Below are 18,471 nucleotides of genomic sequence, written 5' to 3' on the forward strand. Positions count from 1 at the left end.
ACCTAGGCGCACCCGGCCGCGCGCACTCGTCCGGCACCGGGCCTGTGGACGCCCTCCGCGCCTGTGGACGACCGGAGCGGCGGCGGCGCCGGACCGCCTACGGTCCCCGCCGTGCCCGCCTCTCCCGACCCCAGCGACGTGCCCGCGGACGCTCCTCTCCATCCCGATGCCGATGCCGCTGCTGATGCCGCTGCTGATGCCGACGCTGATGCCGAGGCCTCGCCGGTGCCGCCCGTCGTACCCGGCTACCGCCTCGAGCGGCTGCTCGGCCGCGGCGGGTCCGGGGAGGTCTGGCGGGCCCGCCCGCGGGACGGCGGCGCGCCCGTGGCCGTCAAGCTCCTCGTCGCGGGCGACGGCGACCGCCAGGCGCGCGAGGCGGCGCTCCTCGGTGCCCTCGACCACCCGCACCTGGTGCGGCTGCACGAGGTGGTGCACCAGCCCCGGCGCGGCGGCCCGGCCCGGGTCGCTCTGGTGCTCGACCTGCTCGAGGGCGGCAGCCTGGCCGCGCTGCTCGCCCGGCGCGGGCGGCTGCGTCCCGGGGAGGTGGTGACCGCGCTGGCCCCGGTGGCCGCGGCCCTGGCGTGCGCGCACGAGCAGGGCGTCGTCCACGGCGACCTGTCCCCGGGCAACGTCGTCTTCACCGCCGAGGGCCGCCCCGTGCTCACCGACCTCGGCGTCGCCCGGGTGCTGGGGGAGGACGCCGCCGGAGAGGTGACGCCCGCGTACGTCGACCCCGCCGTCGCGCGCGGCGGCGCACCGGGGCCGGCCTCCGACGTCTTCGGCGTCGCCGCGGCCGCCTTCCACGCGCTCACCGGCGTCCCGCCGTGGAACGCCGCCACGCCCGCCGACACCCTCGCCGTCGCCGCCACGGGCGAGCTGCCCGACCTCGCCGGGCTCGCACCCGGCGCGCCACCGGCGCTGCTGGATGTCGTCGCCCGCGGTCTGGCGGCCGATCCGCACGCCCGGGGGTCGGCCGCGGCGTTCGCGCTGGACCTGCGGCACGCCTGCCGGCCGGAACCCGTGCGGCTCCCCACCCCGGGGATCCCGGACGCCGATCTCGCCCGGACCGGCCGAGGGCCCCGGACCGAGCTCACCCACCAGGTGCCCGGGCGGCACCGCCGCGCAGCGCCTCCGGAGGTGCGCGTCCGCTCCGGCCGGTCGTGGCAGCCGGCCGGACACCTGGTGCGGCGGGCCGCCGCCGGGATCGCGGTCACGGCCCTGGTGCTGGGCGCGATCGCGCTCGGGCTGGCGTTGACACGGTCGGGTCCGGGTGGGGGAGCGGTCCCGGCGGCGACGAGCGGCGCCGTGGCCAGAGAGCAGCCGACGGCCTCCGCACCGGCGACCCCGACACCGGCTGCGACCCCGGCTGCGACTCCGGTTCCGATCCCGCCCACACCCCCTCCGCCGTCGCCGACCTCGAGCCCGGCACCCGCGCCGGCCGATGCCGTCGACTGGACCGCCGTCCTCACGGAGCTCTACGCACGCCGGGCTCGGGCCTTCACGACAGGGGACGTGGCGCTGCTCGGGGAGGTCTACACGGCCGACAGCCCGCTGCTGGCCGCTGACCGCGCCTACCTGCAGGCGCTCACCGCGGCCGGTGAGGTGCTGCGCGGCTTCGCCCCGTCGGTGTCGGCGGTGACGGTGACCGCCGGGACGTCCGGCGACGGGCCGGTGCAGGTGCGGTTGGTCGACAGCCGGCCGGAGTGCGCGGTCGTGTCCGCGACGGCTCCGGACGGCCCGCCGCTGCGCACCGAGCCCGGCCGGGGCGAGGCCGCCGTGGAGATGGTGCTGGTACCGGGGCCCGGGGGCTGGCGGATCGGGAGCGCGGGACGGCTGGCGTGAGCCCGCCACACCGTCAGCGGCGGCACCGTCAGTTGCGGCCGAGCGCCTCTCGCAGCGCGGTGGGCAGGTCTCCGTGACGGAACCGGTAGCCGGCGGCCTGCAGCCGCGCGGGCACGGCGCGCTGCCCCGCCAGGACGCTGGAGCGACCGAACTCCCCGAGGGCGAGCCGGATGGCCGGAGCGGGGACCGGGAGCACCGCCGGGCGCCGGACGGCGCGGGCCAGGTCACGGACGAACTCGCTGTTGCGCACCGGCTCGGGGCCGGTGAGGTTCACCGGGCCGGACACCTCGTCGGCCGTGAGCAGGAACTGGAGGGCGCTGATCTCGTCGGCCAGGCTCACCCAGGGCCAGAACTGCCGTCCCGACCCCATGCGGCCGCCGAGGCCGAACCGGAAGACGGTGCCGAGGATCCGCACCAGCATGGCGCCCCGCCCGATGACCAGGCCGGTCCGCACGGTGACCACCCGGATCCCGGCGTCGGAGGCGGGCCGGGTGGCCTCCTCCCACTGCACGCAGACGCGGGCGAGGAAGTCGTCCCCGGGTGGGGCGTCCTCCTCCACGACCCGGTCGCCGGTGTCGCCGTAGTAGCCGACCGCCGACGCCGACACCAGCACCCGCCGGCGCGCGGGGTCGGCCGCAGCCGCGGCGGCCAGCGCCTCGCTGACGGTCGCCGTGCTGTCCAGCCGGCTGGTGAGCAGGTCGCGCCGGTAGGCCGCGGTGAACGGCCGGGGGCGGATCGGCGTGCCGGCGAGGTTCACCACCGCGTCGACGTCGCGCAGCACCGCCGGGTCGATCCGCCGGTGCTGCGGGTCCCAGCGGTGCTCGTCGGCGGTGCGGGGGGTGCGGCGGACCAGCCGGATGACCTCGTGCCCGTCGGCGAGCAGTGCCGGGACCAGCGTCGACCCGATGAGGCCGGAGGCCCCGGTGATCGCGATCTTCATGACCCTCCTCGTCCCCCTGCCCAGTACGACGTCGGGCCCCGGCGCACCGCGCCGGGACCCGACCGGGAGACGTCAGCTCAGGCCGAGCTCGCCCTCGAACTGCCCTGCCTCGAGCCGCTCCTTCACCGTGCCGAGGAAGCGCGCGGCGTCGGCACCGTCGACGATCCGGTGGTCGTAGGTGAGGGCCAGGAAGATCATCGACCGCACCGCGATGACCTCGCCGAGGTCGGGGTCCTGGACGACGACGGGCCGCTTGACCACGGTGCCGGTGCCCAGGATCGCCACCTGGGGCTGGTTGATGATCGGCGTGTCGAACAGCGCGCCGCGGCTGCCGGTGTTGGTGAGCGTGAAGGTGCCGCCACCGAGCTCGTCCGGCGTGACCTTGTTGAGCCGGGTCCGCTCGGCCAGGTCGGAGATCTTGCGGGCGAGCCCGCCGATGCTCAGGTCACCGGCGCCGTGGATGACCGGGACGAGCAGGCCGCGCTCGGTGTCGACGGCGACGCCGAGGTTCTCCGCGTCGTGGTAGGTGACCGTGCCGGCCTCCATGTCCACCGAGGAGTTCACGGCCGGGTGGGCCTTGAGCGCCTCGACGGCCGCCTTGGCGAAGAACGGCAGGAAGGACAGCTTCACGCCCTCGCGGGCCTCGAAGTCCCGCTTGGCCCGGTCGCGCAGCTTGGCGATGCGGGTGACGTCGACCTCGACCACGGTGGTCAGCTGCGCGCTGATGGCCAGCGACTCGACCATCCGCCGGGCGATGACCCCACGCAGGCGGGACATCTTCTCCGTGCGCCCGCGCAGCGAGGTGTCGGGCCGGGCCGCCGGGGACGGCGTCGCGGGACGACCGGTGGTCGCGGCCGGCGCGGGAGCGGCGGCCGCAGCCGGAGCGGCGGCCGGCGCGGCGGACTCGGCGGCGGCGAGCACGTCCTGCTTGCGGATCCGCCCGCCGACCCCGGTGCCGGTGACGGTGGACAGGTCCACGCCGTGCTCGGTGGCCAGGCGGCGCACGAGCGGGGTCACGTAGGTGCCCGAGCCGTCGGCCGGGGCGGCGCTCGGCGCGGGAGCCTGCGCCGACGCCTGGGCCGACGCCTGGGCCGGCGCCTGGGCCGGCGCCTCGGTCCGCGAGGGCTGGGAGGGCTGGTTGTCCTGCTGCGCCCGGACGGTCTCGGCCTCACCGGAGCCGTAGTCGGCGCCGGCGGGCACCGACGGCGGCGCGCCCGGCGGCTGCGACGCGGGCTGCTGCTCCTGGCGCGGCCCCGGCTCGGGAGCCGGGGCCTGCTGCGGGGCGGGCGCCGGAGCAGCCGCGACAGGGGAGGCGCCACCGGCCGCACCGGAGCCGATCACGGCGAGCTGCGCGCCGACCTCGACCGTCTCGTCCTCGTTGACACTGATCGACAGGAGCGTCCCCGACACCGGCGCCGGGATCTCGGTGTCGACCTTGTCGGTGGAGACCTCGAGCAGCGGCTCGTCCGCGGCCACCTCGTCACCGACCGCCTTGAGCCAGCGGGTGACGGTGCCCTCGGTGACGCTCTCGCCGAGCGCCGGCATGGTCACCGGCGTCCCCTCAGCGCCTCGACCGCCACCGTCGCCGCCCTGGCCGCTCTGACCGTCGGAGGCGGGCGCCTCGGCGGCCGGCGCGGGCGCCGGCTCCTCGGACGGGCCGGGGCCGGCGTCCTCCACCTGGTCGGCCGGCGTCTGCGGGGTGGTGGCGTCGTCGGCCGACGCGGGGGCGCCCGCGTCCCCACTGCCGCCGTCCCCGCCGTCGTCGCCCCCGCCGATCACCGCGAGCTCGGCGCCGACCTCGACGGTCTCGTCCTCGGACACGAGGATCCTGGTGAGCACGCCCGCGGCGGGCGAGGGGATCTCGGTGTCGACCTTGTCGGTCGAGACCTCGAGGAGTGGCTCGTCGACCTCGACCTGCTCACCCTCCTGCTTCAACCATCGGGTGACCGTGCCCTCGGTGACGCTCTCGCCCAGGGCGGGCATGGTGACGGAGGTCGGCATCGGGGCGGGGCTCCTTCGTGGTGGCGCGGGTGGGGGAGGGCGGACCGGACGCGGTCAGCCGTGGGCGTGCAGCGGCTTGCCGGCCAGGGCCAGGTGGGCCTCGCCGAGCGCCTCGCTCTGCGTGGGGTGCGGGTGGATGAGCGCGGCGACCTCGTCGGGCAGCGCCTCCCAGTTGAAGATCAGCTGGGCCTCGGCGATGAGCTCGCCCACCCGGCTGCCGACCATGTGCACGCCGACGACCGGGCCGTCCTTCTCGCGGATCAGCTTGACCGCGCCCTGCGTCTTGAGGATCTGGCTGCGGCCGTTGCCGCCCAGGTCGTAGACGAGGGTCTCGACCTCGCCGTACTTCTCGCGGGCCTGGACCTCGGTCAGGCCGACCGAGGCGACCTCGGGCTCGGAGTAGGTGACGCGCGGGACGCCCGCGTAGTCGATCGGGACGACGGGGAGACCGGCCAGGCGCTCGGCGACGAGGATGCCCTCGCCGAACCCGACGTGGGCGAGCTGGAGCGTGGGGATCAGGTCGCCGACGGCGGAGATGGTCGGGACGTTGGTCTGGCAGTACTCGTCGACGAGGACGTAGCCGCGGTCCATCGTGACGCCGGCCTCCTCGTAGCCGAGGCCCTGGCTGACCGGGCCGCGGCCGACGGCGACCAGGACGATCTCGGCCTCGAAGTCCTTGCCGTTCTGCAGGCTGACCTTCACGCCGTTCTCGGTGTGCTCGACGGAGGACACCAGGTTGCCCAGCTCGAAGCCGATCTTCCGGCGGCGGAACGCGCGCTCCAGGAGCTTGGAGGAGCTCTCGTCCTCCAGCGGCACGAGGTGCTTGAGGCCCTCGATGATCGTGACGTCGACGCCGAAGGACTTCCAGGCGCTGGCGAACTCGCAGCCGATCACGCCGCCGCCCAGGACGATCGCCGACGTCGGGACGCGGTCGAGCTGCAGCGCCTGCTCGCTGTCGATGACGCGGACGCCGTCGAGCTCGACGCCCGGGATGCTGCGCGAGTAGGACCCGGTGGCCAGCAGGACGTGGCGGCCCTCGTAGGTCTGGCCGCCCACCGCCACCGCGGTGGGGGAGACCAGCCGGCCCTCGCCCTCGACGTAGGTGATCTTGCGGCTCTTGATCAGGCCCTGCAGGCCCTTGTACAGCCGCGAGACGACGCCGTCCTTGTAGGCGTTGACGCCGTCCATGTCGATGCCGGCCAGCGAGGTCTTGACGCCGAACTGCTCGCCCTCGCGGGCCTGGTCGGCGATCTCACCGCTGTGCAGCAGGGCCTTGGTCGGGATGCACCCGCGGTGCAGGCAGGTGCCGCCGACCTTGTCCTTCTCGATCAGGACGACCGACAGACCGAGCTCGGCGGCCCGCAGCGCGGCGGCGTAGCCACCCGAGCCACCACCGAGGATGACCAGGTCGGCGGGGGTGGTGGGTGCGCTCACGACGTGCTCCTCGATGCTCTCGGCCTGCCCCGCCCGAACGGGTGGGGGATGGTCCGCGTCCATCCTGCCACTCCGCGGAACGCGGGGAGTCGAGGGCGGCTGCGCGCCGTGCGCGGCCGGGTGTCCCGGCCGCGCGGGCGGTCAGCGGGCGAGCAGGTCCTCGATGGTCGCCAGCAGGGTCCGGACCGGCACCCCGGTGCCGCCCTTGGGCGTGTAGCCCCAGGGCGACCCGGTGTTGTAGCTCGGGCCGGCGATGTCGATGTGCGCCCACGGCAGGCCCGCGGGCACGAACTCGGCGAGGAAGTGCGCCCCGACCAGCATCCCGCCCATGCGGTCGGCGTTGGCGTTGACGAAGTCGGCGACGGGGGAGTCGATGCCGCGCCGCAGCTCCTCCGGCATGGGCATCGGCCACATCGGCTCGCCGCTGCGCCGGCTGGCCGCGACGACGGCGTCGCGCAGGTCGTCGCTGCCCATGACGCCGGCGGTGCGCGAGCCCAGCGCGACCAGCTGCGCGCCGGTGAGCGTCGAGGTCTCGAGCAGGAGGTCGGGGGAGTCCTCGGCCGCGCGGGCGATCGCGTCGGCCAGGACCACGCGGCCCTCGGCGTCGGTGTTGGTGATCTCGGCCTTCTTGCCGTTGCGGAAGGTCACCACGTCGGCCGGCCGGTAGGCGGTGCCGCTGGGCAGGTTCTCCGCGATCGGCACGGTGGCCGTGACCTCGACGGGCAGGCCGAGCCGGGCGACCAGGCAGACGGTGGCGATCACGGCGGCGGCGCCCGCCATGTCGCTGGTCATGTGGTGCATGTTCGCGGCGGGCTTGATCGACAGGCCGCCGCTGTCGAAGGTGATGCCCTTGCCGACCAGGGCGACCTTCTTCTGCGCCTTCCTGCCGCTGTAGCTCAGCCGCAGCAGGCGCGGGCCACGGGCGGAGCCGCTGCCGACGGCCAGGACGCCGCCGTAGCCGCCGGCCACGAGGTCGTCCTCGTCGAGCACCTCGACCGACAGACCGGCCGCCTTGCCCGCGGCGGCACCGCGGGCGGCCAGCTCGGCCGGGTACAGGTCGTTGGGCGGGGTGTTGACCAGGTCGCGCACCAGCGTGACGGCCTCGACGACGGCGCGGACCCGCGCCAGCGGGGCCTTGGCCGCACCGGCGTCGGGGACGACGACGGTGAACTCGCGCGGTGGCGCGGGCCGGTCCGCCGGCAGGTCGGACTTGTACTCGGTGAACTCGTAGGCGCCCAGCAGCGCCCCCTCGCCGACGGCGTGCAGCCGCTCGGCGTCCGGCGTCCCGCCGACGGCGGCCAGCAGCGTCACCACCGAGCTGCGCCCGGTCAGTGCGCGGCTGGCCGCGCCCGCGGCACGGCGGACCGTCTCGGAGGAGTACCCGCCGGTGGCCTCGGGAGTGCCGAGCCCGACGGCGGCGACCACGGGGAACGGCCCCTGCCCGAGGGTGGCCACGCGGGTGACCTCGTCCTGGCCGCCGCGCGCGCCGAGGTCGGCCAGCGCGGGGAGCAGCCGGCCGCCCAGGAGCCGGTCCACGGCCTCCGCACCTGGCGTGGGCAGCGGGCCCGAGGCGCCCTTCCCGATGCCGACGACGACGGCGTCGGCGGGGGTCTTCTCGAGCGGGCGGTCGGTGGCGGTGATCGTCGGCGGCACCGCTCGATCCTAGAAGGACCCCCGTGCGCCCCCTCCCTCGCACGCTGGCGCGGGCCCCCGCACCGGGGCCGTCCCCGCACGTCGACGGATAGCGTGCGCGGGTGACCGCGCGGACCTCGCCCCTGCACGACCGCCACGTCGCGGCGGGCGCCAAGCTGGCCGACTTCGGCGGCTGGTCGATGCCGATCGAGTACGCCGGCGGCGGGGTGCTGGCCGAGCACGCCGCCGTGCGCGAGGCGGCCGGCCTGTTCGACGTCTCGCACCTGGGCACCGGCACCGTGCGCGGCGCCGGTGCCGCCGCCCTGGTCGACGCCTGCCTCACCAACGACCTGGGCCGCATCGGTCCCGGCCAGGCGCAGTACACGCTGTGCTGCGTCCCCGACGGCGAGGCCGACGCGGGCGGTGTGGTCGACGACCTGATCGTCTACCTGCACGGTCCCGACGACGTGCTGCTGGTGCCCAACGCGGCCAACGCGGCCGAGGTCCTCGGCCGGCTGGCCGCCGCGGCGCCGGCGGGGGTGACGGTGACCGACCGGCACGAGGAGGTCGCCGTCCTCGCCGTCCAGGGGCCGCGCTCGGCCGCCGTCCTGGAGGTCGCGGGGCTGGTCGCCGACCTGTCCTACATGGCCTTCGCGGGCGGGCAGGGGCGGGAGGTCACCGTCTGCCGCACCGGCTACACCGGCGAGCACGGCTACGAGCTCCTCGTCGCCGCCGACGAGGCCGGTGCGCTGTGGGACCGGCTGCTCGAGGCCGGCGCCGCCGCCGGCATCCGGCCCTGCGGCCTGGGGGCGCGCGACACGCTGCGCACCGAGATGGGCTATCCGCTGCACGGCCACGAGCTGTCCCGGCAGGTCACGCCGAACCAGGCGCGCAGCGGATGGGCGGTGGGCTGGGGCAAGCCCGCGTTCTGGGGGCGCGAGGCGCTGCGCGCCGAGAAGGAGGCCGGCCCGGCGCGGCTGCTGTGGGGCCTGCGGGCGCCCGGCCGGGGCATCCCGCGTCCCGGGATGGCCGTCCTGGACGGGACCGGCGCGCGGGTCGGCGAGGTCACCAGCGGCACCTTCTCGCCGACCCTGCGCACCGGCATCGCGCTGGCCCTGCTCGACACCGCTGCCGGCGTCGCCGAGGGCGGCGAGCTCGCCGTCGACGTCCGGGGACGCCCGCAGCCGGTCGAGGTGGTCAGGCCGCCGTTCGTGCCCTCGCACGTGCGCTGAGGCGCAGACCCCTACTGCTTCGGGTGTGACTCCTTGGTCGGCTCCGGCGGGTCGGGCAGCTCGTCGGCCATGGTGGCGTTGCGCTGGCCCATCGGCACCGGAGGGCCCTCGGTGGTGTCCTCGGCCGTCTGGTGCTCGGACTCAGAGTTGATCTCTGCACCGAGCAGGACCAGGTAGCAGGTCAGGTACAGCCAGAGCATCAGGACGATGACGCCGGCGATGGTCCCGTAGGTCTTGTCGTAGGACCCGAAGTTGTTGACGTAGAAGCTGAAGCCCAGGCTGACCAGCGCCCAGATGACGGTGACGAAGATGGCGCCCAGGCTCACCCACTTCAGCTGCGGGGCGTCGCGGTCGGGAGCGACCCGGTACAGGACGGCCAGCGACCCGGCGAAGACGCCGAGCAGCAGCACCCACCGCAGCACCTGCGCCAGGACGCTGCCCACGACGCCCAGCGGCAGCATGTCGAGCACCGCCGGCACGACCGCGACCAGGGCGAAGGTCACGAGGACGAACACGATCGCGCCGAGCGTCAGCCCGAGGGCCAGCGCCTTGCGCTTGATGAACGAGCGGGTCTCGACCTCGTCGTAGGCGATGTTGACCGCCGTGAGGAGGTTCCCCGTCCCGCCCGAGGCCGACCACAGCGCGCCGAGCACCGAGATGGCCAGCGAGACCGACAGCGCCCCGCCGCTGTTCTGGGTGATCGAGGTCAGCTGGTCGCCGATGAGGTCGGCCGCGCTCTCCGGCAGCTGCCCCGACAGCTCGGTGATCTGGCGCTCGACCGTCTCCGGCGAGGCCACGAGGCCGTAGATGGAGATCGTCGCGATCAGCGCCGGGAAGATCGCCAGGAAGGCGAAGAACGCGACGCCGCCGGCGATGATCGGCATGTTGTCGGCGTTGTTCTCGGCCCACGCGCGCTTGACGATCTGCTTCCAGCCGCGTGCCGGGATCTGCGTGGGCGCCTCGGCGTGCACGCCGGGCAGCTCCGCGTGACCCGGGCCGCCGGGCGGGACCCTGCCGGGGTCGGCGGCCTGCTCCCCGCGCTCGGCCCGCTCCGCCGCCTCCCGGGCGGCGGCCCGCCGGGCCGCCTTCTCCTCGACCCGTTCCCGGATCCGGTCGACCGCGCTGTCGCGCTGCCTGGTCCCTGACATGCCCGGCCCCCTGTCCCGTCGTCCTCGCGTCAGTCGCCCGGCCAGCTGCCGGTCAGCTTGGTGAAGCCGCGCGCCCCTGCCCGGTCGATCGCCGCCTTCGTCGCGGCGAACAGCGCGCCCTGGATCGCGGCGGCGAGGACCACCTCGCGCATGCCGTACTCGCTCTGCAGCGCGTCGGGGGCGTCGTCCTCACCGGAGACCCGCTTCCAGACCTGCTTGAAGATCGCGCCGGAGACCACGCCGGCGAGGACGCCGCCGATCAGGCCGACCGGGCGGTAGACCAGCTTGGCGCCCTTGCTGCCGCTCACTTGCGCACCTTCCTCGTGGCCTTGCGCGTCCTCTTCCTGCTCCGCTGGGCGTTGCGGGCCACCGCCTTGCGCGCCCGCGCCGCCTCCCGCGCGGCCTTCTTGCGGGCCACCCGTGCCTCCGCCCGCGCCTGGGCCAGCGCGGCGCTGTTCCCGGTGACGGCGGCTGCGGCGCGACGGCGCTTGCGGCGCCGCCGCCACACCACGAGCCCGATCAGGCCGAGCAGGCCGGCACCGGCGCCCGCGACGGCCGGCGGGCTCTCGCGGTAGGTCTCCACCGCGGTGTCCTTCGCGCGGGCCGCGCCTTCCTTGGCCCGGGCCGGGACGTCGAGGCGGTGGCTCAGCTCGTCGACGGTGCGGCCCAGCTGCTCGCGGGTCGCCTCGATCTCGGCCTTGATGGCGTCGGGGTCGGTGGGGCCGTTGGTCTCGCCGGCCGCCGCGTCGGTGCGCGCGGCGTCGGCGCGTGCGGCGTCGTCGGGACGGGAGCTCCCGGAGGGGGTACTCATCGGCGCGCGTTCTCCTTCACGGTCGCGATGTCGGCCTTCGTGCTGGCGATGGCCTCGGTGGGCACCGGCGGCGACCCCTTCTGCACGTCCTTCTTGCCGACCAGGGCCAGGACCCCGGCGACGGCGAACAGCACGACGGCCACGATCAGCGCCGCCAGCCAGGCCGGCAGGACGACGTCGAGGGCGAGGACGGCGGTGGCGACCAGCACGCACAGGCCGAGGAAGCCGAACAGGCCGGCGCCGCCGAACAGGCCGGCACCCACGCCGAGGCGCTTGGCCTTCTGCGTCATCTCGGCCTGAGCGAGGCGGGCCTCGTCCCGGACCAGGCGGGAGACCTGCTCGGTCAGCTGGCTGATCAGCTGCCCGGTCGAGGAGTCCTCGGTGGTCGGGGGCGGTGGGGTGGCGCGCGAGGCGCCCCCCGTGGTGGGCACGGTCATCGGTCCTCCGAGCAAGTGGAACGGTCGATGACCTCCTGTGCCCCCGATGATCGCCCGCTTAACCCGGCGGGTGGTCACACACCGGACACGGCGCGGAGCGCGGGGCACGGGGAGGCCGACGTCACTACCCTCGCGGCCATGACCTGGACGTGGCGGCTCGAGGATTCGGACGGCGCGACCCTGGACCCGGCCGTCCTGGGCGTCGAGGTGCCGCCCGCGGACAACCAGGGCGACGCCGAGTCCTGGCTGGGGGAGAACTGGCGTGACCTGCTGGCCCGCGGCGTGGCCCAGGTGAGCCTGTTCGACGGCGACACCCGGGCGTACGGCCCGATGGGCCTCGCCCCGGCCTGAACCGGGTCCGGACCTCGACTGGAGGTCGAGGTCCGGACCGGGCCCCAGGGTCAGCCGCGCGCCGTCTTCTCCGGGTCGCGCTCGACGACGTCGCCGAGCACCTCGTCGATGCGCGCCATGACGTCGTCCTCGAGGCGGACGCCGGCGGCCTCGACGTTGTCGTGCACCTGCTCGGGCCGGGTGGCCCCGATGATCGCCGCGGCCACGTTCTCGTTCCGCAGCACCCACGCGACGGCGAGCTGCGCCATCGACAGGCCGAGGTCGTCGGCGACCGGCCGCAGGTCCTGCACGCGCGCGAGGACGTCGTCGGCCATGAACCGGCGGATGAAGCGCCCGGCCTCCGGGTCGGTGGCGCGGCTGCCGGCCGGCGGCTGCTCGCCGGGGAGGTACTTGCCGGTGAGCACGCCCTGGGCCAGCGGCGACCAGACGATCTGCGAGACGCCCTCGCGCTCCGACGTCGGGACGACCTCGTCCTCGATCACCCGCCACAGCATCGAGTACTGCGGCTGGTTGCTGATGAGCTGGATCCCGAGCTCGCGGGCGAGGGCGGCACCGGCGGCGATCTCGTCCGCGCGCCACTCCGAGACCCCGATGTAGAGCACCTTGCCGGCCCGGACGAGGTCGGCGAAGGCGGTCATCGTCTCCTCCAGCGGCACCGTCGCGTCGTAGCGGTGCGCCTGGTAGAGGTCGATGTGGTCGGTCTGCAGCCGCCGCAGCGATGCCTCACAGCTCTCGGTGACGTGCTTGCGCCCCAGACCGCGGTCGTTGGGGCCGGGGCCGGTGGGCCAGTAGACCTTGGTGAAGATCTCCAGGCCCTCGCGGCGCTGGCCGGCCAGGGCGCGGCCGAGCACGGACTCGGCACGGGTCCCGGCGTAGACGTCGGCGGTGTCGAAGGTGGTGATGCCGGCGTCGAGGGCGGCGCGCACGCAGGCCTGCGCGGCGTCCTCCTCGACCTGGCCACCGTGGGTGAGCCAGTTGCCATAGGCGATCTCGGAGATGGTCAGGCCGGAACGGCCGAGGCGTCGGTACTCCACGTGCCCCGACGCTAGGGCGAGACGCCCGACCTCACACCTCGGCGCCCATCGCCACCTCGGGCTTCGGGAAGCGCCACCGGCGGATCATCGTGGCCCGGCTGATGCCGTACCAGGTCAGCGACTTCATCCGGTGCGGCTGCTCGGGGAAGCGCTGCCGCACCGTCCGGGAGATCCGCCGGCCCAGGAACACCGAGTCGACGATGATCACCAGGAAGAAGAGGAACCAGACGAAGACCGTGTAGTTCTGCACCGCCGGGTTGGGGATGAAGTACCCGACCAGGACCAGCGCGGCCACCGGCAGGAAGAAGCTGCCGGCGTTGCGGCGGGTGTCGACGAGGTCGCGCACGAGCTTGCGCACCGGGCCGCGGTCGCGCGCCGGGAGGTAGGAGTCGTCGCCCCGCGCCATGCCCGCCCGGGTGTCGGCCCGGCGCTCGGCCTGCTGCTGGCGCTGGCGGGCGTAGGCCTCCTTGCGCGTGGTCGGCGGCGGCGGGGGCGGACCCGGACGGCGGCCCTGCGCCTCGGAGCGCCGGGGCGTCGGACGGCCCTTGCCGCCGGCCTTCACCAGCTGGGGGGTCAGGTCGGCAGCGGTGTCCGGGGCGGTCTCGGCGGCGGGGGTCCGGCGCCCGGGCAGGCGGAGCTTCACGACCGGGGAGTCTACGTGCGTCCCCGCGGGGGACTGGTCCTCGCGCGCTCGCGCCGTACAGTTGTCCCCGGCCATGGAACAGCGTCGACTCCGGCGCTGTTGGTCCGCTGCAGGGAGTGCCGCAACGGACGCCCTCGGATGTGGGAGGACAACACATGACGGTGCAGGACACCCAGACCGCCGGCAGCACCGGCGTGCTGCTCAGCGAGCCGGCGGCGTCGAAGGTCAAGACGCTGCTGGACCAGGAGGGCCGTGACGACCTGCGTCTGCGCATCGCCGTCCAGCCCGGTGGCTGTTCCGGCCTGCGCTACCAGCTCTTCTTCGACGAGCGGTTCCTCGACGGCGACCAGACCTACGAGTTCGGTGGCGTCGAGGTCATCGTGGACCGGATGAGCGGCCCGTACCTGGGCGGCGCGGTGATCGACTTCGTCGACACCATCGAGAAGCAGGGCTTCACGATCGACAACCCGAACGCGCAGGGCTCCTGCGCCTGCGGGGACTCGTTCTCCTGAGCTCCACCGCCTGACGCGGAACGGCGCCCGTCCCCATCCGGGGCGGGCGCCGTTCGGCGTTCCGGGGGACTACAGCCGGACCGGGTACACCGTCTCCGGGACGTCGACGACGATCCGGTCCTCGACGAAGATCCCGTGCCACACCATGAAGACCAGCACCGACCACAGCTGACGGGCGACCCGCTTGCTCGGCACCTCCTCGGCGCGCAGCCGGTCGAGCAGGCCGAGGACGACGTCGCGGTCCAGCCACTGCCCGGTCTGGCTGTCGGTCACGATGCCGCGGGCCCACTCGTGCAGCGGGCCGGCGAGGAACTCCGCAGTCGGCACGGGGAAGCCGAGCTTGCGCCGGTTCATGATCCGCGGCGGCACGATCTGGCGCATCGCCTGGCGCAGCGCGTACTTGGTGGCGTCCCCGCGGCGCGGGACCCGCTGCTCGACCGGCAGGGAGCTCGCGATGGCGAACACCTCGGGGTCGAGGAACGGCACGCGCAGCTCGAGGGAGTTGGCCATCGTCATCTTGTCGGCCTTGACCAGGATGTCGCCGCGCAGCCAGGTGAACAGGTCCACGTACTGCATGGCCGTCACGTCGTCGTAGCCGGCCTCGCGGGTCTGCCGGTACAGCGCCTCGGTGACCGAGACGTGCGAGAGGTCGGGGTCGCGGCCGGGCAGCAGCGCGGCCAGCTCGTCGTCGCGCATGTTCCGGGCGTTGCCGTAGTACCGCTGCTCCAGCGGGGTGGAGGCCCGCCGCAGCAGGTCCTGGCCGCGGACGCCCTCGGGCAGCAGGTCGGCGATGCGGGCCATCGCGCGGCGGCCGGCCGGCGGCAGCGTCGAGGCCCAGGCCAGGCTGATCGGCTCGCGGTAGATCGTGTAGCCGCCGAACAGCTCGTCGGCGCCCTCGCCGGAGAGCACCACCTTCACGTGCTTGCGCGCCTCGCGGGCCACGAAGTACAGCGGCACGAGCGCGGGGTCGGCGACCGGGTCGTCGAGGTACCAGACCACCTCGGGGATGGCCGCCGCGAACTCCTCGGCGGTCACCTCCACCGGCACGTGCTTGACGCCGAGGATCGACGCCGACTCCGCCGCGATCTCGATCTCCGACTGCGCCTGCCGCTGGAAGCCGACCGTGAAGGTCATGAGGTCGGGGTTGTGGCGGTGCGCGAGCGCGGCGATCGCCGTCGAGTCGATGCCGCTGGACAGGAACGACCCGACCGTGACGTCGGCGCGCATGTGCTTGGCCACCGACTCGTCGAGGACGTCGGCGATGCGCTCGTAGAGCTCCTGCTCACCGCCGGCCGGCACCGGACGCGGCGTCCACGCGGGGTGGAAGTAGCGGGCGGTGGCCAGCTCGCCGTCGACGACGGTGAAGCTGGTGCCGCTCTGGATCCGGCGGATGCCCCGGTGCAGCGTCGCGGGCTCCGGCACGTACTGCAGCGTCAGGTAGTGCTGCAGCGACGCGGGGTCGACGCCGCCCGCGGCCGCGCTGCCGCCGAGCAGCTGCAGCAGCGCCTTCTTCTCCGAGCTGAAGACCAGGCCGCCGTCGGCGAGGCGCGCGGTGAACAGCGGCTTGATGCCGAAGGGGTCACGGGCGCCGAAGGCGGTCCGGGTGTGGGTGTCCCAGATGACGAAGGAGAACATCCCGCGCAGCCGCCGGACGACGTCCTGGCCCCAGAGGTGGTAGCCGGCGACGATCGTCTCGGTGTCGCCGTGCGTGGCCAGCCGGGCGCCGGCCGCCTGCAGCTCCTCGCGCAGCTCGACGTAGTTGTAGATCTCGCCGTTGAAGAGGATCCGGTAGCGGTCCCCGGCGTAGGGGAGCGGCTGCGGGCTGCCCTCGACGTCGATGATCGACAGCCGGTTGAAGCCGAGGACGACGTGGTCGTCGGACCAGACCGCGGTGTCGTCCGGACCGCGGTGGTGCAGGCAGTGCAGCGCCTCCCGGACGTCGTCGACGTGGGCCTCGGCGACCCGGGGCGCGTCGGTGGACAGGTAGGCGAGCAGGCCACACATGGGGCGGGGGTCCTCCGGGGTCGAGAGGCGGTGCGGGGTGGGACCGACGTCGGGCGTCAGACCCGCTCGCCGGCGCGGGTGCGTCGGGTGACCCAGCGCTCGGCGACGAAGGAGAGGAAGGGGATCGTCCCCGCCAGCAGCACCAGGACGGTGCCCTTGGCGCTCCAGCGGGCGCGCAGGGCCAGGTCGAAGGCCGTCAGCAGGTAGACGGCGTAGAGGAAACCGTGCGCGGGGCCGATGACCGCCACCGGGCCGGGGACGTCGGCGAGGTACTTCAGCGGCATGGCGACCAGCACCAGCAGCAGGAGCATCACGCCGACGACGTGGGCGAGGACGCGGTAGCGGGTCAGGGCGGCGGGCACGCCACGGTCGGTGGCCGGGCGCGCGGCGCGCTCAGCGGCCACCCGGACCCCGCTGTCCCAGTGCCTTCTCGTTCAGCTCGGCGAGGTAGGCGTTGTACGCGGCCAGCTCCGGGTCGCCGGTGGTGTCGACCCGCGGCCGCTGGTAGAGGACGACGGCGGAGCTGGGCTCCTCCTCGTCGGGGTGGCGGTTGAGCTCGACGCGGACCATGCGGACGTAGAACCACAGGCCCATGAACCCGTAGAGCGGCCACTGCAGCGCGTAGCTCCAGTTGACCGCGCCGCCGCCGTTCTCGGCCTTGGTCAGCTGCCAGTAGCCGAGGAGGAAGGTGGCGACGAACAGCACCGCGACCAGCAGGTGCAGCAGGACCCATCGGGGGGTCAGCAGCCGCGTCCACACGGTCCTGACTCTAACCGCCCGCGCGGACGGGGAGGTGCCACGGTGAGGAGCCCCACGGACCGCCCGGTCACCGGTGTCCCGGCCGCCCCGCCCGACCCGCCGGTCCCTGCTCTCCGGTGCTCGGCCGCCGTGCGGGGTCGGCTAGTCTCGGCCCAGACTGTGGTCGGCGCACCAGCCGGCGCGGGACACCCGCTGCCGGACGCGCCGGAGAACCGTCCGGGGTCCCCCGGACGGAGGACGAGGAGGCAGCGAGCAGTGGCTCGACGCAGCAGGCTCGCGCGGGTCGCCGCGCTCGGTCTCCTGGGGGTGCTCACCCTCACCGGGTGCGACCTGAACAACGAGTTCTGGCGCTTCGGCTTCCCCGAGGGCGTCACCGAGGAGGCCACCGGGGTCCGCCAGCTGTGGACCGGCTCGGTGATCGCCGCCCTGGTCATCGGGTTCATCGTGTGGGGCCTGATCGTCTGGTCGGTGATCATGCACCGGAAGAAGGGCGACGACCTCCCGCGGCAGACGGCCTACAACCTGCCGCTGGAGATCGCGTACTCGATCTTCCCGTTCATCATCATCGCGGGCCTGTTCTTCTTCACCGTCACGGTGCAGAACGACGTGCAGGAGCGCAGCGACGACCCCGACACGACGATCGCGGTCAACGCGTTCAAGTGGAACTGGCAGTTCGTCTACCCCGACACCACCGGCCCGGACGGTGAGCCGGTGAACACCGTCGGCGCGACCGACGAGATCCCGATCCTGGTGATCCCGGTGGACCAGGACGTCCGGTTCGAGGTCGCCTCCGCCGACGTCATCCACTCCTTCTGGGTGCCGGAGTTCCTCTTCAAGCTCGACGTCATCCCGGGCAACGAGAACGGCCGGGACAACGTCTTCGAGGTGCACCCGAACGAGGAGGGCTCCTACGTGGGCCGGTGCGCCGAGCTGTGCGGGAGCTACCACGCGTACATGAACTTCGAGGTCCGCGTGGTCAGCGCCGACGACTACGACTCCTACCTGGCGGCCCGCGAGCAGGGCCAGAGCACCCGCGAGGCGCTGGAGAGCATCGGCCAGGAGGGCGAGGCGACGACCACCCGGCCGTTCCGCGTCGGCGACGGCTACTACCAGCGTGCGGCCGACTGACGTGACCGCCGGCATCCACCACCACCGCACCGACGCTGCGCAGGGAGGACGACCGTGAAGGTCGAGGCGCTCATCTTCAACCTCATCGCGGTCTTCTGCATCATCACCGCAGCCGTGTATGGCGTCTGGTCCCGTGAGCCGATCGGCACCACGGCGCTGATCCTCTCCGGCGGGCTCTGCGGTCTGATCGGCGGCTTCTTCTGGTTCGTCGCGCGGCGCATCGACGCCCGCCCCGAGGACCGCAAGGACGCCGAGATCGCCGAGGGCGCCGGTGAGCTGGGGTTCTTCAGCCCGGCGAGCTACTGGCCGTTCGCCCTGGCGTCGGCCGCCGCGGTCACCGGCCTGGGCCTGGCGTTCTGGTACGACTGGCTGATCCTGCTGGGCGTCGTCAGCGTCCTGGTCACCGTCGGTGGCCTGCTGTTCGAGTACTACACGGGGCAGAACGCGCAGTCCAGCTGACGTCCCCGAGCTGACGAGGGCCCCTCCTGCACCTGCGGGAGGGGCCCTCGTGCGTCCACAGGAGGGCTGACGGCGGTCCGCTCCGGCCCCTGGGCGATCCCGCA

General features: G+C 74.2%; 19 protein-coding genes. 6 read left to right on the top strand and 13 right to left on the bottom strand.

The window, feature by feature from the left end; translation table 11 throughout:
* Nucleotides 1–111: 111 nt before the first annotated feature.
* Nucleotides 112–1,842 (top strand): serine/threonine-protein kinase, encoded by a 1,731-nt coding sequence (locus HLV61_RS08205; RefSeq protein ID WP_369254163.1) that lies wholly within the window; start codon nt 112–114, stop codon nt 1,840–1,842.
* Between the two features lie 28 nt (nt 1,843–1,870).
* Here HLV61_RS08205 and HLV61_RS08210 read toward each other — a convergent pair whose 3' ends face one another.
* The 4 genes from HLV61_RS08210 to HLV61_RS08225 all read right to left on the bottom strand — a co-directional run bounded on the left by HLV61_RS08210 (nt 1,871) and on the right by HLV61_RS08225 (nt 7,870).
* On the bottom strand, nt 1,871–2,782 hold the full coding sequence (locus tag HLV61_RS08210; protein WP_369254165.1) for a TIGR01777 family oxidoreductase: 912 nt from the start codon (nt 2,780–2,782) through the stop codon (nt 1,871–1,873).
* 72 nt (nt 2,783–2,854) lie between these two features.
* Nucleotides 2,855–4,783, bottom strand: coding sequence for a 2-oxoglutarate dehydrogenase, E2 component, dihydrolipoamide succinyltransferase (sucB, locus tag HLV61_RS08215; protein WP_369254167.1), 1,929 nt, complete (start codon nt 4,781–4,783; stop codon nt 2,855–2,857).
* A gap of 54 nt (nt 4,784–4,837) precedes the next feature.
* On the bottom strand, nt 4,838–6,217 hold the full coding sequence (lpdA, locus tag HLV61_RS08220; protein ID WP_369254169.1) for a dihydrolipoyl dehydrogenase: 1,380 nt from the start codon (nt 6,215–6,217) through the stop codon (nt 4,838–4,840).
* Between the two features lie 141 nt (nt 6,218–6,358).
* Nucleotides 6,359–7,870 (bottom strand): leucyl aminopeptidase, encoded by a 1,512-nt coding sequence (locus tag HLV61_RS08225; RefSeq protein WP_369254171.1) that lies wholly within the window; start codon nt 7,868–7,870, stop codon nt 6,359–6,361.
* A 101-nt stretch (nt 7,871–7,971) separates the two neighbouring features.
* Between HLV61_RS08225 and gcvT the strand changes: the two genes are divergently transcribed.
* On the top strand, nt 7,972–9,081 hold the full coding sequence (gcvT, locus tag HLV61_RS08230; RefSeq protein WP_369254173.1) for a glycine cleavage system aminomethyltransferase GcvT: 1,110 nt from the start codon (nt 7,972–7,974) through the stop codon (nt 9,079–9,081).
* A gap of 11 nt (nt 9,082–9,092) precedes the next feature.
* On the opposite strand, the gene HLV61_RS08235 is transcribed toward gcvT, so the two are convergent.
* The 4 genes from HLV61_RS08235 to HLV61_RS08250 are packed head-to-tail and all read right to left on the bottom strand — an operon-like array spanning nt 9,093 to nt 11,477.
* Complete coding sequence (locus HLV61_RS08235; protein ID WP_369254175.1) at nt 9,093–10,229, bottom strand: YihY/virulence factor BrkB family protein; 1,137 nt, start codon at nt 10,227–10,229, stop codon at nt 9,093–9,095.
* A gap of 29 nt (nt 10,230–10,258) precedes the next feature.
* Nucleotides 10,259–10,537: a DUF4235 domain-containing protein gene (locus tag HLV61_RS08240; protein WP_093580201.1), complete on the bottom strand. Its 279-nt coding sequence runs from the start codon at nt 10,535–10,537 to the stop codon at nt 10,259–10,261.
* Entirely contained in the window at nt 10,534–11,040 is a 507-nt protein-coding gene (locus tag HLV61_RS08245) for a DUF3618 domain-containing protein (protein WP_369254177.1), read from the bottom strand. The genes HLV61_RS08240 and HLV61_RS08245 overlap by 4 nt, the downstream gene beginning before the upstream one ends.
* Entirely contained in the window at nt 11,037–11,477 is a 441-nt protein-coding gene (locus tag HLV61_RS08250) for a phage holin family protein (RefSeq protein ID WP_369254179.1), read from the bottom strand. Before HLV61_RS08250 ends, HLV61_RS08245 begins: the two co-directional genes overlap by 4 nt.
* 138 nt (nt 11,478–11,615) lie before the next feature.
* Here HLV61_RS08250 and HLV61_RS08255 point away from each other — a divergent pair, with 138 nt between their 5' ends.
* Nucleotides 11,616–11,828, top strand: coding sequence for a hypothetical protein (locus HLV61_RS08255; RefSeq protein WP_369254181.1), 213 nt, complete (start codon nt 11,616–11,618; stop codon nt 11,826–11,828).
* Nucleotides 11,829–11,878: 50 nt separating this feature from the next.
* On the opposite strand, the gene HLV61_RS08260 is transcribed toward HLV61_RS08255, so the two are convergent.
* Both HLV61_RS08260 and HLV61_RS08265 read right to left on the bottom strand, forming a co-directional pair.
* Nucleotides 11,879–12,862 (bottom strand): aldo/keto reductase family protein, encoded by a 984-nt coding sequence (locus tag HLV61_RS08260; RefSeq protein ID WP_369254183.1) that lies wholly within the window; start codon nt 12,860–12,862, stop codon nt 11,879–11,881.
* A gap of 31 nt (nt 12,863–12,893) precedes the next feature.
* Nucleotides 12,894–13,505: a DUF3043 domain-containing protein gene (locus tag HLV61_RS08265; protein WP_369254185.1), complete on the bottom strand. Its 612-nt coding sequence runs from the start codon at nt 13,503–13,505 to the stop codon at nt 12,894–12,896.
* A gap of 155 nt (nt 13,506–13,660) precedes the next feature.
* On the opposite strand from HLV61_RS08265, the gene HLV61_RS08270 reads away from it, so the two are divergent.
* Nucleotides 13,661–14,017 (top strand): HesB/IscA family protein, encoded by a 357-nt coding sequence (locus tag HLV61_RS08270; RefSeq protein ID WP_369254187.1) that lies wholly within the window; start codon nt 13,661–13,663, stop codon nt 14,015–14,017.
* A gap of 69 nt (nt 14,018–14,086) precedes the next feature.
* Here HLV61_RS08270 and asnB read toward each other — a convergent pair whose 3' ends face one another.
* Genes asnB through HLV61_RS08285 form a run of 3 tightly spaced genes read right to left on the bottom strand, consistent with a single transcriptional unit; the run spans nt 14,087 to nt 16,780 of the window.
* Entirely contained in the window at nt 14,087–16,021 is a 1,935-nt protein-coding gene (gene asnB, locus HLV61_RS08275) for an asparagine synthase (glutamine-hydrolyzing) (RefSeq protein WP_369254189.1), read from the bottom strand.
* 56 nt (nt 16,022–16,077) lie between these two features.
* Nucleotides 16,078–16,383: a DUF3817 domain-containing protein gene (locus HLV61_RS08280; protein ID WP_369254191.1), complete on the bottom strand. Its 306-nt coding sequence runs from the start codon at nt 16,381–16,383 to the stop codon at nt 16,078–16,080.
* Between the two features lie 31 nt (nt 16,384–16,414).
* Nucleotides 16,415–16,780 carry a metalloprotease gene (locus tag HLV61_RS08285; protein WP_369254193.1) on the bottom strand — a complete coding sequence of 122 codons (366 nt, stop codon included), beginning with the start codon at nt 16,778–16,780 and terminating at the stop codon, nt 16,415–16,417.
* A gap of 255 nt (nt 16,781–17,035) precedes the next feature.
* On the opposite strand from HLV61_RS08285, the gene ctaC reads away from it, so the two are divergent.
* Together ctaC and HLV61_RS08295 are read left to right on the top strand one after the other, a co-directional pair.
* Complete coding sequence (gene ctaC / locus HLV61_RS08290; protein ID WP_369254195.1) at nt 17,036–17,908, top strand: aa3-type cytochrome oxidase subunit II; 873 nt, start codon at nt 17,036–17,038, stop codon at nt 17,906–17,908.
* Nucleotides 17,909–17,962: 54 nt separating this feature from the next.
* A complete protein-coding gene (locus tag HLV61_RS08295; RefSeq protein ID WP_369254197.1) occupies nt 17,963–18,367 on the top strand; it encodes a cytochrome c oxidase subunit 4 in 405 nt (134 codons plus the stop codon).
* Nucleotides 18,368–18,471: the final 104 nt, after the last annotated feature.

Source organism: Geodermatophilus amargosae (assembly GCF_041028265.1).
GTDB lineage: Bacteria > Actinomycetota > Actinomycetes > Mycobacteriales > Geodermatophilaceae > Geodermatophilus > Geodermatophilus amargosae_A.

Coding starts and splice junctions, on each gene's coding strand:
- HLV61_RS08250 (WP_369254179.1), bottom strand. CDS start 11,477: ATGACCGTGCCCACCACGGGGGGCGCCTCGCGCGCCACCCCACCGCCC.
- sucB (WP_369254167.1), bottom strand. CDS start 4,783: ATGCCGACCTCCGTCACCATGCCCGCCCTGGGCGAGAGCGTCACCGAG.
- HLV61_RS08255 (WP_369254181.1), top strand. CDS start 11,616: ATGACCTGGACGTGGCGGCTCGAGGATTCGGACGGCGCGACCCTGGAC.
- asnB (WP_369254189.1), bottom strand. CDS start 16,021: ATGTGTGGCCTGCTCGCCTACCTGTCCACCGACGCGCCCCGGGTCGCC.
- HLV61_RS08235 (WP_369254175.1), bottom strand. CDS start 10,229: ATGTCAGGGACCAGGCAGCGCGACAGCGCGGTCGACCGGATCCGGGAA.
- HLV61_RS08245 (WP_369254177.1), bottom strand. CDS start 11,040: ATGAGTACCCCCTCCGGGAGCTCCCGTCCCGACGACGCCGCACGCGCC.
- HLV61_RS08270 (WP_369254187.1), top strand. CDS start 13,661: ATGACGGTGCAGGACACCCAGACCGCCGGCAGCACCGGCGTGCTGCTC.
- HLV61_RS08210 (WP_369254165.1), bottom strand. CDS start 2,782: ATGAAGATCGCGATCACCGGGGCCTCCGGCCTCATCGGGTCGACGCTG.